Origin of the sequence: Pseudoxanthomonas sp., from assembly GCF_027498035.1 — a bacterium.
Taxonomy (GTDB): domain Bacteria; phylum Pseudomonadota; class Gammaproteobacteria; order Xanthomonadales; family Xanthomonadaceae; genus Pseudoxanthomonas_A.
The window spans coordinates 3,071,105-3,084,089 of record NZ_CP114978.1; the positions used below are offsets into that span (position 1 = coordinate 3,071,105).

General features: G+C 68.4%; 15 protein-coding genes. 7 read left to right on the forward strand and 8 right to left on the reverse strand.

The window, feature by feature from the left end; genetic code table 11:
* The first annotated feature begins 43 nt into the window (after positions 1-43).
* From O8I58_RS13330 to O8I58_RS13340, 3 genes are all read left to right on the forward strand, one after another.
* Entirely contained in the window at positions 44-1,849 is a 1,806-nt protein-coding gene (locus tag O8I58_RS13330; RefSeq protein WP_298316915.1) for a GspE/PulE family protein, read from the forward strand.
* Entirely contained in the window at positions 1,846-2,571 is a 726-nt protein-coding gene (locus O8I58_RS13335; protein WP_298316917.1) for a glutamine amidotransferase, read from the forward strand. The genes O8I58_RS13330 and O8I58_RS13335 overlap by 4 nt, the downstream gene beginning before the upstream one ends.
* Positions 2,572-2,632: 61 nt before the next feature.
* On the forward strand, positions 2,633-3,541 hold the full coding sequence (locus O8I58_RS13340) for a BPSS1780 family membrane protein (RefSeq protein ID WP_298316919.1): 909 nt from the start codon (positions 2,633-2,635) through the stop codon (positions 3,539-3,541).
* A gap of 167 nt (positions 3,542-3,708) precedes the next feature.
* On the opposite strand, the gene tatC is transcribed toward O8I58_RS13340, so the two are convergent.
* The 4 genes from tatC to O8I58_RS13360 all read right to left on the reverse strand — a co-directional run bounded on the left by tatC (position 3,709) and on the right by O8I58_RS13360 (position 6,174).
* On the reverse strand, positions 3,709-4,482 hold the full coding sequence (gene tatC / locus O8I58_RS13345) for a twin-arginine translocase subunit TatC (RefSeq protein ID WP_298316922.1): 774 nt from the start codon (positions 4,480-4,482) through the stop codon (positions 3,709-3,711).
* Entirely contained in the window at positions 4,463-4,885 is a 423-nt protein-coding gene (tatB, locus tag O8I58_RS13350) for a Sec-independent protein translocase protein TatB (protein WP_298316925.1), read from the reverse strand. Before tatB ends, tatC begins: the two co-directional genes overlap by 20 nt.
* Before the next feature lie 56 nt (positions 4,886-4,941).
* Complete coding sequence (gene tatA, locus O8I58_RS13355) at positions 4,942-5,175, reverse strand: Sec-independent protein translocase subunit TatA (protein WP_298316928.1); 234 nt, start codon at positions 5,173-5,175, stop codon at positions 4,942-4,944.
* A gap of 102 nt (positions 5,176-5,277) precedes the next feature.
* Positions 5,278-6,174 carry a lipid-binding SYLF domain-containing protein gene (locus O8I58_RS13360; protein ID WP_298316931.1) on the reverse strand — a complete coding sequence of 299 codons (897 nt, stop codon included), beginning with the start codon at positions 6,172-6,174 and terminating at the stop codon, positions 5,278-5,280.
* A 156-nt stretch (positions 6,175-6,330) separates the two neighbouring features.
* Between O8I58_RS13360 and hemH the strand changes: the two genes are divergently transcribed.
* Together hemH and O8I58_RS13370 are read left to right on the forward strand one after the other, a co-directional pair.
* Positions 6,331-7,335, forward strand: a complete 1,005-nt coding sequence (gene hemH / locus O8I58_RS13365) for a ferrochelatase (protein WP_298316933.1) — start codon at positions 6,331-6,333, stop codon at positions 7,333-7,335.
* The gene (locus O8I58_RS13370) at positions 7,335-8,189 is read left to right on the forward strand and encodes an alpha/beta fold hydrolase (protein ID WP_298316934.1); all 855 of its coding nucleotides are present in this window, start codon (positions 7,335-7,337) and stop codon (positions 8,187-8,189) included. Before hemH ends, O8I58_RS13370 begins: the two co-directional genes overlap by 1 nt.
* A gap of 28 nt (positions 8,190-8,217) precedes the next feature.
* On the opposite strand, the gene O8I58_RS13375 is transcribed toward O8I58_RS13370, so the two are convergent.
* The 4 genes from O8I58_RS13375 to bamE form a co-directional block, all read right to left on the reverse strand.
* Entirely contained in the window at positions 8,218-9,009 is a 792-nt protein-coding gene (locus tag O8I58_RS13375; protein ID WP_298316935.1) for a M48 family metallopeptidase, read from the reverse strand.
* A gap of 45 nt (positions 9,010-9,054) precedes the next feature.
* On the reverse strand, positions 9,055-9,957 hold the full coding sequence (locus tag O8I58_RS13380) for a recombination-associated protein RdgC (protein ID WP_298316937.1): 903 nt from the start codon (positions 9,955-9,957) through the stop codon (positions 9,055-9,057).
* A 245-nt stretch (positions 9,958-10,202) separates the two neighbouring features.
* Positions 10,203-11,072: a tRNA 2-thiocytidine(32) synthetase TtcA gene (ttcA, locus tag O8I58_RS13385; protein WP_298316940.1), complete on the reverse strand. Its 870-nt coding sequence runs from the start codon at positions 11,070-11,072 to the stop codon at positions 10,203-10,205.
* A gap of 51 nt (positions 11,073-11,123) precedes the next feature.
* Positions 11,124-11,696, reverse strand: a complete 573-nt coding sequence (gene bamE / locus O8I58_RS13390; RefSeq protein WP_298316943.1) for an outer membrane protein assembly factor BamE domain-containing protein — start codon at positions 11,694-11,696, stop codon at positions 11,124-11,126.
* Between the two features lie 205 nt (positions 11,697-11,901).
* On the opposite strand from bamE, the gene O8I58_RS13395 reads away from it, so the two are divergent.
* Entirely contained in the window at positions 11,902-12,111 is a 210-nt protein-coding gene (locus tag O8I58_RS13395) for a YdcH family protein (RefSeq protein WP_298316946.1), read from the forward strand.
* Between the two features lie 191 nt (positions 12,112-12,302).
* Positions 12,303-12,971, forward strand: coding sequence for a hypothetical protein (locus O8I58_RS13400; RefSeq protein ID WP_298316948.1), 669 nt, complete (start codon positions 12,303-12,305; stop codon positions 12,969-12,971).
* The last annotated feature ends 14 nt before the right edge of the window (positions 12,972-12,985 follow it).

Below are 12,985 nucleotides of genomic sequence, written 5' to 3' on the forward strand. Positions count from 1 at the left end.
GCCGCTTCGGCCGCACGGGCAGTGCCAGGGGCTTGGATCTTCGATGGAGCAGCAGCGCAAGGCCGATTTCTCCCCTGAATCCACCGCGCTGGGCTCGGGCCGGCTGGACTTCGCCCAGGTCACCCGCGCGCTGCTGGCCGATGGCCTGGTGGCGCAGGCCGACACCGGCCGCATCCAGATGTCGGCCTCCGGTGCGCGCAGCGCCAGCGAGGTGCATCCGCTGGTGCTGCTGGCCAACCTGAAACTGGCGGCCAGCAGCGGTGGCGAACTCAGCCTGGAGCGCCTGACCGAATGGCTGGCCCAGCGCCTGGGCGTGCGCTACCTGCGCGTGGATCCGACCCGGGTGGACGTGGCCAGCGTGACCGCGGTGATCAGCCAGGCGTACGCGCGCCGGTATCGGATCCTGCCCTTGGCGGTGGAACACGACCGGGTGCTGATCGCCACCAGCGAACCGCTGGAGGTCAGCTGGAAGCCGGACCTGCAGCACCTGACCCGGCGCAACATCGAGCTGGTCCTGATCAATCCGCTGGACCTGCATCGCTACACGATGGAGTTCTTTGGCGTGACCCGCTCGGTGCGCGGCGCCAAGGACACGCGCGAGCGCGAACAGAACGCGATCATGCCCAGCTTCGAGCAGCTGGTGGACCTGGGCGGCGGTGGCGAAGTCGGTGCCGACGACCACCACGTGGTCCAGATCGTGGACTGGATGCTGCAGTACGCCTACGAGCAGCGCGCCAGTGACATCCACATGGAACCGCGCCGCGAGCTAGGCCGGATCCGCTTTCGCATCGACGGCGTGCTGCACAAGGTATTCGAACTGCCGCCGCCGGTGATGACCGCGGTGGTCAGCCGGATCAAGGTGCTGGGCCGCATGGACCTGGCCGAACGCCGGCGCCCGCAGGACGGCCGCATCAAGACCCGTTCGCCCGGCGGGCGCGAGGTGGAAATGCGCCTGTCGACCATGCCCACCGCGTTCGGTGAAAAGTGCGTGATGCGTATCTTCGACCCGGATACCGCGTTCAAGCCGATCTCCGAACTGGGCTTCAGCCCGACCGAGGCGGCCGGCTGGAATGCGCTGGTCGAGCAGCCGCACGGGATCGTGCTGGTGACCGGGCCGACAGGCTCGGGCAAGACCACCACGCTGTATTCCACGCTGCGCAAGCTGGCCACGGCCGATGTGAACGTGTGCAGCGTCGAGGACCCGATCGAGATGATCTCGCCCGAGTTCAACCAGATGCAGGTCCAGCAGAACATCGACCTGGACTTCGCCTCCGGCGTGCGCACCCTGCTGCGCCAGGACCCGGACATCATCATGATCGGCGAGATCCGCGACCTGGAGACCGCGCAGATGGCAGTCCAGGCCTCGCTGACCGGCCACCTGGTGCTGTCCACCCTGCACACCAACGATGCGCCCTCGGCGATCACCCGCCTGCTCGACCTGGGCGTGGCCCACTACCTGGTGGCTTCCACCCTGACCGGGGTGCTGGCCCAGCGCCTGGTGCGGACCCTGTGCCCGCACTGCAAGGCGCCCGCGCCGGTGCCGGCCCACGCGTGGGAGATCCTGCTGGAAACCGGCCGTCGCGTGCCCGAGGACGCCAACCCGCACGGTCCGGTCGGCTGCCTGGAATGCCGGCGTACCGGCTACATGGGCCGGGTCGGCCTGTACGAGTTGATGCCGCTGACCCCGCAGCTGCGCGCGATGATCCGCGCCGACATGGACCTGGCCGCGTTCACCCGCGCCGCACGCATCCAGGGCATGCGCACCCTGCGTGATGCGGGCCTTGACATGGTGGCCCGTGGTCTGACGACAATCGAGGAAGTTGTCTCGGTCCTGCCCCCACGGGAATGAACGCTCCATTCTTGATTGTCGAAACCGGCCAGCCGCTGCGCTCGCTCAAGCGCCATGGCGGCTTTTCGCACTGGATCCGCGTCGCCGCCGGCCTGGAAGCCCACGAAACGGTGGTCACCAACGTCGAGCGCGGTGACCCGTTGCCGTCACGCCAAGGCTTCGCCGGGATCATCGTGTCCGGCTCTTCGGCCATGGTCACCGACCGCGCCGACTGGAGCGAGCATGCCGCCGGCTGGCTGCGCGAGGCCGCCCACGAGGGCGCATCGCTGCTGGGCATCTGCTATGGCCACCAGCTGCTGGCCCACGCGCTGGGCGGGGAAGTGGCGGACAACCCGGCCGGGCGCGAATCGGGCACCGTGCGCATCGACCTGCATCCGCCGGCGTTCGAAGACCCGTTGTTCGCGCACCTGCCGGCTGATTTCGTCGCCCACACCAGCCACGTGCAGACCGTGTTGCGCGCGCCGGAAGGGGCCACGGTGCTGGCCCGCTCGCAGCGCGACGACTGCCAGGCCTTCCGCTGGGGCGAGCGCGTCTGGGGCATGCAGTTCCACCCGGAATTCGCCACCCACCACATGCGCGGCTACGTCGCCGCCCGGGCCGAGCACCTGCGCAGCACCGGCCAGTGCCCGGTCCAGATCAACCGCGAGGTGACGGCCGCTCCGCAGGCGCGCACACTGTTGCGCCGTTTCGTGCGTCACGCCCGCCAGGCGCGTGCACGCTGAACCGACCGCCCCGTGGTCGGTCCAAGTGGTTCCCCCCCGCAGGCTTTTTCCGGATTTTTCGATGTCGATGATCAACAAGGTGCCGGCCAGCGCCGGTGCGCAATGGCTGCTGGATGGACTGGCCACCCTGCGCCAGGCGCCGCTGCAGCTGGGTGTGCTGGGTGCGCTGTGGGCGCTGCTGTCATTGGTGGCCGCGCAGTTGATGATGCTGGCCACGGTGCCGGGCCTGTTCCTGCAGCTGCTGCTGGGCCTGGCCTCGCCGGTGTTGTTTGCCGGCGTGCTGGGCGCGGTGCGCAAGGCGGCGGCTGCCCAGCCGGTGAAGCCGGGCGATCTGTTCGGCGGTTTCCGCAGTGGCCACGTGCCGAGCCTGGTGGCGACCCTGCTGCCGCAGGTGCTGCTGGCGCTGTTCGCCGGCCTGTTGCTGATGGTGCTGCTGGGCACCGAAGGCGTGCAGCAGCTGCAGACCGTGATCGCCCACCTGGAAGAACAGGCCGCCAGTGGCGGTCAACCTGATCCGGCGCTGGTGGCCCAGCTTCCCGCCGGGCGCCTGCTGCTGTGGCTGGTGCTGCTGATCGCCGGCGCGCTGGTGGCCAGTCTGCTGGTGTTCGTGGCGGTGCCGGATGTGACCTTCGCCGGCCGTCGCGGCGGTGAAGCGATGTTCAACAGCCTGCGGGCCTGCCTGCATAACCTGCCGGCGGTGGTGGTGTTCTACCTGCTGCTGTTCATCGTGCTGGTGCCGCTGCTGGTGATCGTGCAGCTGCTCGGCCTGGCGGTATCGATGGTGGCCGGGCAGATGATCGGCGTGCTGCTGACCAACGTGCTGCTGATGGGCGTGATGCTGCCGTTGCTCGGTGGCTGCGTGACCAGCGCCTGGCGCCAGTTGCTGGGCCAGGGTCAAGATTCGGCCGTGAGCGGAGGGATTTCGCCGCCGCCCGCGCCGCCGTCCAACCCGGGGACCTTTGCCGCCTGATCGGCGGCCCGTGCTGCTGGCAAGCGCTGTCGCCGGGTAAGCAAAACGCGTTCGGCGCGGGGGGTGCCTGGAGTCTGGTTCGGGGTGCGCTTGATCTACCCGGCCGACCAGGACGGATCAGCGCGTACTCGCATGAAATGAAAAAGTCCGCGAAAGCGGGCTTTTCTTTATGCGCTGGGGTCGCCGCGCAGGTCGCCACGCTTGCGTGGCAGCACCCAGCGGCAGGCGAGGATGCCCAGTTCGTAGAGCAGGCACATCGGCAAGGCCAGCATCAGCTGCGAGACCACGTCCGGCGGGGTGATCACCGCGGCGATCACAAACACGCCCACGATCGCGTAGCCACGCGACTCCTTGAGCTGTTGCGGGGTGACCAGGCCCAGCGCCACCACGATCACCATCGCCACCGGCAGTTCGAAACTCAGGCCGAACGCCAGGAAGATCACGATCACGAAATCCAGGTACTTGGCCGGGTCCGGCGCCAGCGTCACCACGTCGGGGGTGAAGATGGTCAGGGCATGGAACACCGCTGGCAGCACTGCGAAGTAGGCGAACGCGCAGCCGGCGAAGAACAGCACGATCGACGACACCAGCAGCGGCACGGCCAGGCGCTTCTCGTGCTTGTACAGGCCCGGCGCGACGAAGCTCCAGGCCTGGTAGATCAGCCACGGCGAGGCCACGAACAGCGACAGGTAGAACGCCAGCTTGATCGGCGCGAAGAAGCCCGAAGTCGGGTCGGCCGCGATCATCTTCTGCGCCTGGTCCACCGGCAGCGCGGCCAGCAGCGGCATGGCCAGGTGGTCGAAGATGCGCTTGGCGAACGGCACCGCCACGACCAGCACGATCGCCACGCCCGCCATGCCCCGGATCAACCGCATGCGCAGTTCGATCAGGTGCTCCATCAAGCTGCTTTCAGCCTCGTGGTCAGGCGTGTGGCCGTTCATCGCCTGGATCTTTGCGTGTGGCGGGTTCCGGCGTGGTTTCCGGTGCGGAAGCCGCTGCGACATCGGCGGCGGTGTCGTTGGACCTGACCGCGTCGGTGGTGTCGCGGACCGAGTCCTTGACCGCGTCGCGGGTTGCGTTGAATTCGCGCTGTGCCTCGTCGTGGCCGCGACGCAGCGCCTCGTCGGTCCGGCGCAGGGCTTCCTGCGCGTCGTGCAGGTTGCGCTTGAGTTCGTCAGCGGCCAGTTCGCGTTCCAGCTCGCTCTTGACCGAGTCCCATTGGTTGCGGGCACGGCGCACCCACAGCCCGGCGAAACGCGCCGCCTTGGGCAGGCGCTCGGGACCCAGCACCACCAGCGCCACGATGGCGATGACGATCAGTTCGGGAAAGCCGACGTCGAACATGACTGCGGGCGCCCGTCAGTTGGGCGCGAAGAAGGGTGACACGACCTGCCTCGCGGTCAGCGGTCGTCGCCGCTGCGTTCGCGCTCGCGGTCCTTGGCGGCCGCTTCCTCGGCGTTGCGTGCTTCGTCGGACAGGCGCGCTACCGGCTTGTCCTCGTCACGCATGCCTTTCTTGAATTCCTTCACCGCGCTGCCCAGGTCCTTGGCGCCGCTGGTCAGCCGCTTGGTGCCGAACACCAGCAGGACGATGGCCAGAACGATGATCCAATGCCAGATGCTTAAGCCGCCCATGATGGACTCGTCGGAAAAAATGAGCGTTGAGGATACCGCACGCACGTGGCGGTGGCGTCGGTGATCTTGCGATGTCGGCGCAGAAAGGTGCCGATAAAACAGTCAGTTCAGCTGCTCGGTGCGGATTTCACCTTCCTGCACGGGCTGGAAACCCTGTTGCGGCGCAGGTTCGGTGGTGGCCGGATGGCTGCCCATCGGTGCGGTTTCGACAGACGGGGCGATGCCCGTCGGCGGTGGCGCGGTCGGCGTGCCGGTGGTGACCACGGGGCGGCCATCGGTACCGCGGCTGGCGCGGGCATTGGCGGTGGCTTCTTCCAGCGTGTCGCGGAACGAAACCACCTGTGACGAGGGCTGGCCGGCGCGGTTCTCGAAAATCGCGCGCGGGGTCGCGGTGGGGCCGTAGGCATCGGCGTTGGCGTCCTTGTCGATCGACAGCACCGCGCCGTCCAGGGCGATGCCGGCGAACAGGCCGCGCGCGCGCGACCACGACCAGATTTCCGCCTTCAGCTGGCCGTCGGTGGCGGCCGAGGCATTGCGGCCGACCGGACCGGCAGCCACGCCGGCATCGGCACCCAGGGTGAACTTGCCGTTGACGATGTTGTTGAGCGAACGGTCGTTGCGGAACACCAGGACGATGTCCGAGGACTGCACGCCGGCCTGGAAGCCGACGCTGCCGCCGGTGAGCTTGACGAACACCGGTTGCGACCAGGTGCCATCGGGGCTCTTGACCGACATCAGGCCGTGGCCGCTGCGGCCGCCGAACACCAGGCCGACCTTGAGCGAGTCGGGGATGACGATGATCGCCTTGCCTTCGTCCAGCAGCTTTTCGGGAATGGACTCCTCGGGGATGCGCTGGATGTCGTTCAACACACGCGTGGCGTCGGCGGCGCGTTCGTCCACCTCGGTGCCGGCGAAGGCCTGCGTGGCGGCCAGGCCGGCCAGCAACAGGACGCCCAGGCGGGCCAGACCGCGACGCGGTGCGAAACGGGACAAGGTCATGCGGGGCGACTCCAGTGGAGGTGATGAGGCGTTGTAACCGATGTGCGCGGCGATGACATCCGCCGCCATGCAACGCCGCGAGCCTAGTCACGGCAGGGTGAATCGTCGATGAGTTCCAGGGCCGCCGCACGCGGGGCATCTGTCATCATGCCGCACATGCCCCACGCCTTCTCCGATGCCGCCGTCGGCGCATCCACGCACGCTCATTCGCCTTCCAGCACCGCTGGCACCCTGCTGCTGGTCAACCTGGGCACGCCCGAGGCGCCTACTGCGTCGGCCGTGCGGCGTTACCTGGATGAATTCCTGACCGATCCGCGGGTGGTGTCCATCCCCGGCTGGCTGTGGAAGCCGCTGCTGCGCGGGTTGATCCTGCCGCTGCGCAGTCCGAGGTCGGCCGAGAAGTACGCCAAGGTGTGGCTGGATGGCGGCTCGCCGCTGGCGGTCTACACCACCGGCCTGGCCGCGCAGGTGCAGGCGCTGTTGCCGCAGTGGCGCGTGTTGCCGGCGATGCGCTACGGCGAGCCGGCGCTGCGCGCGTTGCTGCAGCGGCTCAAGGGCGAAGGCGCACCGCTGCGCGTGCTGCCGCTGTATCCGCAGTATTCGACCACCACCACCGCCTCGGTGCAGGACGTGGTGGACGCCGCGTTCCCGCAGGCGGTGTCGGTCAGGGATTACGCGGAAGACCCGGACTGGATCGCGGCAGTGGTCGCTTCGATTGCCGGGTGGCGCCAGGCCAACGGCCGCGGTGAACATCTGCTGTTCTCCTTCCACGGGCTGCCGCAGCGCGTGGCCAACAATGGCGATCCGTATCCGCAGCGCTGCGAGCGCAGTGCCGCGTTGATCGCCCAGGCGCTGGGCCTGGGTGAGGGCGACTGGACGCTGACCTACCAGTCGCGTTTCGGCAAGGAGCGCTGGCTGGAGCCGGCCACCGATGTCGAACTGAAGGCGATGGCCGCGCGCGGCCTGCGCACAGTCGACGTGGTCTGCCCCGGCTTCGCGGTGGACTGCCTGGAGACGCTGGAGGAAGTGGGCATGCAGTTCGCCGAAGGCTTCGCGCACGACGGCGGCACGCTGCGCTACATCCCCTGTCTCAACGACACCGCTGATCACGCGCGCGCGCTGGTTGCGATGCTGGAGCGCCAGCTGGGATCGATGCGCTGATGTTGTTGTCCGAATGCATCCTGCCCGCGGCGCTGGGCGAGCTGCACGCATTGCGCGGCGGTGATTCGGAGGGTCCCAAAGTCGTCGCCCTGCACGGCTGGCTGGACAACGCGGCGAGCTGGGTGCCGCTGCTGGGACTGTTGCCGCAGCCGCTGGACGTGGTCGCGCTGGATCTGCCGGGCCATGGCCGCAGCGCGCACCTGGGACCGGGCGCGGAATATTCGCCGTACGTGGCGATCAATGCGGTGCTGGACGCCGCCGACGCACTGGGCTGGGAGCGCTTCGCGCTGCTGGGCCATTCGATGGGTGCAGCGATTTCCAGCCTGGTTGCGGCGGCCTGTCCGCAGCGCGTGCGTCGTCTGGTGTGCATCGAGGCACTGGGTGGCCTGGGCGAAGACCCGGCCCACGCGCCCGAACGCATGCGTGATGCGATGACCGCGGCACGCGCCAAATCGCGGCGCGGCCTGCGCGTGTTTCCCAGTCTGGCCGCGCCGGTGCGCGCGCGCATGCAGGTCAATGGCCTGAGTGAATCCAGCGCGCGCCTGCTGGTCGAACGCGGTGTGCGCGCGCTGGACGATGGCTGGGTATGGAGCACCGACCAGCGCCTGACGCTGCCGTCGTTGTATCGCGCCACGCATGCGCAGGTCGATGCGATCGTCGAATCCATCGACTGCCCTGCGCAGGTGATCCTGGCCGAACAGGCCCAGCCGTATTTCCCCGAGCCGCTGCGCAGCCAGCGTGCCGCGCGCCTACGCCACGGCCGCACGTTCGTGCTGCCCGGCAGCCATCACCTGCACATGGACAACGCGCAAGCGGTGGCCGAGGTGATCGGCGGGTTTCTGGGCGAAGACTAGGGCCGGCTCCTACCGACCCCGTCATTAATCAGGCTTGCAGCAACGCGCGCAGCTGGGCCTTCAGCAGGCGCCCTTCCTCGTGGAAATAGGCACGTTCCGCGCGCCAGTCGGGGAAGCGCTGTTCCACTTCATGCCAGAACGCCGGCGAGTGATTGGCCTGGGCCAGGTGGCACAGCTCGTGGACCAGCACGTATTCGAACGCGCTGGGCCGGGCCAGCACCAGCGACAGGTCCAGCGCCATCGTGCCGTCCGGGCTCAACGAGCCCCATTGCGAAGACATCATCTTGAAGCGGATGCGCCCGGGCACGCGCGGCAGCCCGGTCAAGTGGCGTGGCATCCAGCGGCCGATGTCGGCGCGTGCCTGTGCTTCGTAGAACGCGTGCAGGGCGCGCGACAGCATCGCCGCGCTGGCACGCTCGGGCCACTGCAGGTGCAGGCCGTCGTCATCGAGTTGCAGGCGGGTGTAGCGACCGGGTTGCCAGTGCAGCGGCACGGCCTGGCCACGCAGCGGCAGTGCGGTGGTGATGCCCGGCTGCAGCGGCCGCACCGACTCGGGCGCCGCGCTGCGCGCCAGCTGTTCGACCAGCCAGTCGCGATGCAACTCCAGGAAACGATCGCCAGCGACCAGACTCGCGCGCAGCGGCAGGGTCAGGCGCGCACCGCGTTCATCCACGCTCAGGCGGATGCGGCGTGCGCGCGGATCGCGCACGCGCTGCACCACGATCGGCGCGCCACCGTATTCGGCAGGCACCAGCACGGTGTCGCGTTCGACACTGCGGGTGGGTTTGGCAATGAGCCGGCGCAGCAACATGGCCGGCATTGTACGGGCGCCGATGGGACCGTCGTTTGACAGCGCTTGCTGCGCTTATTCGACCTTGCTGAGCTTCAGTGCGCCTTCCAGGATCACGAACAGGCGGCGCACCTCGGCGGCCATCAGCACGAAGCGTGCCTCCAGCTCGGCGCGCAGGTCGTCGCCCTGGCTGTTTTCCAGTTCGTCCACGGCGCCTTCCAGGAACTTGAGCTTGCGCACGATCAGGTCATCACCCAGGACGAAGGAAATGTGATCGTCCAGAATCAGCGCCAGCTTGGTCACCTGCTTGCCGGCTTCCAGGTGCTTGTCGATTTCTTCGCAGCGCAGTTCCTGGTGCTGGCATTTGACGATGGCGCCGCCGTCGATGGGGTCCTTCATTTCGCATTCCTCGCCCAGGCTGAGGCCTTCGGGCAGGGGCTCGCCGGCGATCCAGCCGGTCAGGATGGACTGCGGCGCCACTTCGGCATTGACCGGCATGGCTGGGAAGCTGCCCATCACCCCGCGCAGTTCGGACACCACGTTCTCGGCGCTCTTGCGCGAGGAGGCATCGACGGCGATGAAGCCGCACTTGAGGTCCAGCAGCGCGTCGATGCGCGAGGGTTTGACGAAGGCGCGCGGCAGCAGTTCGTGCAGCAGGTCGTCCTTGAGGCGCTTGCGGGTCTTGCCACCGGGGCGGCGCCCTTCCTTGGCTTCGATTTCGTCCAGCTTGCGCGCCAGCAGGTCGTTAACCACCGCGCCGGGCAGGATCTTGTCCTCGCCGCCCACGCTGACCCATATCGCGTCTTCGGCGCGATGGGTGGCGACGTCCTCGCTGCGGCCGAACGGATTGATGAAGCCGCGCGAATTCATTTCCAGCGGGCCGACCGGCTTGAGCGGGGCCTGCGCCACCTGGGCGTCGAGTTCGGAGAAATCCAGCGAAGTGGGGAAGCGGAACAGGGTCAGGTTGCGGAAGAACATGTGGGGGACCGTGAAGTGGCGCGGCGCGGCTGCAAGCAGCGCCCGGCGCGGAAGAGGGTCGTCGATTATCGCCGCTTGGGCCCGCCCCGGACAGCCTTGACAGGCCGGGGCGGCGGCGGTCCCGGATCGGGTCGTCGCGATGACCTCACTGTAGCGCCGAGCTTGCTCGGCTGGGGCCTCACCGGGAAAGCTTCAGCCGAGCAAGCTCGGCTCTACAGGAATCGGGCCAGTCCTACGACGAGGGGTCAGCCATCGGTCGGCGCATCCGCGTGCGGCCGGGCTGCCAGCGCGGCGAAATCGAACAGCTTCGGATCCGCCAGCTGCGCCGGTCGCACATCGGCCAGGGCACGCGCGATCTGGTCCACCCGTCCGGGCGTATCGCGGTCCCATTGCTGCAGCATCTGGCCGATCCGCCGTCGCTGCAGGTTCTCCTGGCTGCCGCACAGGTTGCAGGGAATGATCGGGAACCGACGTGCCTGGGCATGGGCGACGATGTCGGCTTCGCGCACATAGGCCAGCGGCCGGATCACCACGTGGCGAGCGTCGTCGGACAGCAGCTTGGGCGGCATCGCGGCCAGCTTGGCGTGGTGGAACAGGTTCATGAAGAAGGTGGCCACCATGTCGTCGCGATGGTGGCCCAGGGCGATCTTGGTGAAACCGTGCTTCGCCGCATGGGCGTACAGCGCGCCGCGGCGCAGGCGCGAACACAGCGAGCACATCGTCTTGCCTTCCGGGACCACTCGGCTGACCACCGAATAGGTGTCCTGCTCGATGATCTGGAACGGCACGCCGAGCGCCTCCAGGTACTGCGGCAGCACATGTTCGGGGAAGCCGGGCTGCTTCTGGTCCAGGTTGACCGCGACCAGTTCGAACGGCACCGGGGCCTTTTTCTGCAGCTGCAGCAGCATGTCCAGCAGGGTGTAACTGTCCTTGCCACCGGACAGGCAGACCATGACCTTGTCGCCGGCCTGGATCATCCCGTAATCGGCGATGGCCTGGCCGACCTGGCGTCGCAAGTGCACTGCCAGCTTGGCCTGTTCGCCGGAGCCACGCGTGGTGGGATCGCGGCGCGGGGCCGGGTCGTCAAGGACGTGCAGGGGCAGGGATCGGGACATGCGGCGCCCAGTCTAGCGACCTGCCACGGGTGACGATGCGGTGGTCGGGCCTCAGTCCAGCCACACCCGGCGGCGGGTTGCCGATTCGGCATCCACATCGCGCACCGTGCCATCGGCGGCGAACAGCACGTGGAACTCGGTGAAGCTCTGCAGCCAGTACTTCCAGGTGTCGGCCTGCAGGTCGGGGTTCTCGCTGGCCATGGGATAGCCCAGGGCGACAAGCACCTGTTCGCGGCTCATGCCGGCGGTGACCTTGCTGGCGGCGATGGCCGACTGGATCCTGGCCGGGTAGCCGGCGATCTTTTCCCTCGGGTCCTGTGCGACCACGTAGCGGCGGGCGAAGGTCTGGATGTCCAGATCGCGGCTGTAGTCATTGCCGATGTCCTGGCGCTTGCCGTCGATGCGCACCTTGACCTGGTCACCGCCATAGCCGACCACGCTGACCGGCGTGCCCGCAGGCAGCATCACGCTGGTGTCCTCGACATAGTTGCTGTCGCTGATCCAGCCCTCGTAACTGCGCATGTTGCAGCACAGGTAGCCGGCGAACTTCTCCTTGGCAGGGGCCTGTGGCGAGGCCACCAGCCAGGCCAGGGACAGGGCGATCAGGGGCAGGGTCTGGCGCATCGAAGCTCCTTGTCCAGCGGCCGCGCGTGCGGCGCAGGAAAGTCATGGTGGAAGGGCCACGCACAGGCACCGCGCATGGCGGTGGTCATTCCCGGTGCAGGTCCCCTGCCGAGCGGCTCCCCACCGCCCTGGCGTGGGCGATCATACCGGCAACCCCAGCGGCCGGCCGCGTGGCACGGGCGGGATACGGCGGTATGCTCGGCCCGTGGACAACACCATCCCTACCACCGAGGTCGTCTCCCGTCTCAATGCGTTGCGGCGCGAGCACCGCGACCTGGACGCGGAGATCGCCCAGCGCACGGCCGAGATCCAGGCTGACGAGCTGACGGTCAAGCGGTTGAAGAAGCGCAAGCTGTGGCTCAAGGACTGCATCACCCGGCTGGAGAGCGCACTGATTCCCGACGAGCCGGCCTGAACGGGCCGGTGCGGATTGCGGCAGTTCCGCGCCACGAATGACGCGTGGCGTCAGGTTGGTGCATCGGTGGGCGTGGACCGGGACGCCCCCACGTGGTGGTTCCGGGGCTTATCGCCGGTCGCCTCCATTGGCGCGATGTTTGCTTGGATCTGGGTATTCGACCCGGGCCGTCCGGGCGCCCACGGTGTTCCATGTATCCGGTCGCTTCCACTGCGGCAGTCGGTGTGTTCCTGCCCGATCCCCAACCAGCGCTCCAGGCCGTGCGTTTCGGCCCGGGCCAGGGGGGGGCTGCGCTTGCCGCCCTGCGTCGCCGCCTGGACGACGAACAGGGCCACGGCCTGGCCCTGGACGACCAGGCTCCTGAGGTCAGCGGCAGCAGCGTGGCGGTGGCCGATGGCGAAGACCTGGTCGCTGCGCTGCGCATTCATGCCGCGGGCGCCCTGCAGGTGCGTGGCGAGCTGGGCGCGCTGCTCCACCTGGAGCGTTTCGCCAGCAACTGGCCGGCGGAAAGCCTCGTGGTCGGCGCGGGCCTGGCGGTGCTGGCCGACTACCGGACCCGTCCGGTCATCGACCTGCTGATGCGCGAAACCTACCGGCTGGCACGCGATTCGGGCGTGCGCTTCGGCCTGATCAGCTGCGCGCCGGAGCTGCACGACCTGTTCGCCTTCTACGGGTTCCGCGAATACCTGCCCCCGGCGATCCTGCCCGGCGGCACCGCGACCCTGCGCATGGCGCTGGTCTGCGAAGACCTGCCCGGCCTGTGCGCCAGCGACTCGCCGCTGGCGGACCTGGTACGCCAGCCGGAGCTCGGCGAAGCGGCCCATGCCTGGCTGGTCCAGGCGTTCCCGATGCTGGGTTGATCCACGCCGCCTGC